Origin of the sequence: Flagellimonas flava, assembly GCF_050617915.1 — a bacterium.
GTDB classification, from domain to species: domain Bacteria; phylum Bacteroidota; class Bacteroidia; order Flavobacteriales; family Flavobacteriaceae; genus Flagellimonas; species Flagellimonas flava_A.
Map to the genome: position 1 here is coordinate 1 of NZ_JBODQE010000054.1, position 275 is coordinate 275.

Below are 275 nucleotides of genomic sequence, written 5' to 3' on the forward strand. Positions count from 1 at the left end.
CGGGCTTCTTTAAGCGAGAGGGACAATACCGGCATGCAGCTTCTCCGTTAAGGGTTCCGGCGCAAGCGGTGATACGACGATTAGCGTTGCGCCAGGGTAACTAAGTCCGTGAGCAACCGCTGCGCGCGTTGGTCAGTCATTATCGCGTCGACCGGAAGATACCACCAGTTTGCCTGAGCAAATTCGCGACACTTCACAGCATCTTTTTCGGTCATCAGCAGGGTTTGCTGCGGCGTCGCCAGCGCGGCGACTGCGCTCTGCGCCAATGCCTGATG

The 275-nt window shown here is 58.2% G+C and carries 1 protein-coding gene; it reads right to left on the bottom strand.

Annotation, left to right across the window (positions count from 1 at the left end; translation table 11 throughout):
* Positions 1–80: 80 nt before the first annotated feature.
* Positions 81–275: tetraacyldisaccharide 4'-kinase (locus ACRHOZ_RS20950; protein WP_431130214.1), on the bottom strand; the 195-nt coding region annotated here is incomplete at its 5' end.